Raw genomic sequence first — 246 nt, 5'->3', positions numbered from 1 at the left:
ACATAGGTAGGTACATCGCTGGCACGCAAAATCAAAACCCGAACATTTGGGTTTGACGTTGGGAAGATAAGCTTTCGCGACGCTTCAGGGTCCTCTAACAACTCAATCCCTGCGGCACGTAATAATGGCATGGTCTCTTCTAAAATACGCCCTTTAGACAAAGCTAACGTTAAGCCAGTAAACGCATCATTTACTTCATTTAATAATGTGTCGGCTGGCAAGGCTTCGGGCTGCGCAGTCTTATTG

General features: G+C 45.9%; 1 pseudogene. It reads right to left on the bottom strand.

Going from position 1 to position 246, the window contains the following annotated elements:
* Positions 1–221: pseudogene (hisG, locus tag AAEY80_RS14780) on the bottom strand (ATP phosphoribosyltransferase); the annotation flags it as partial.
* Between the last annotated feature and the right edge of the window lie 25 nt (positions 222–246).

Source organism: Psychrobacter sp. 78a-MNA-CIBAN-0178 (assembly GCF_040309625.1).
Lineage (GTDB): Bacteria > Pseudomonadota > Gammaproteobacteria > Pseudomonadales > Moraxellaceae > Psychrobacter > Psychrobacter okhotskensis.
This window is presented reverse-complemented; position numbering and strand designations above follow the sequence as displayed.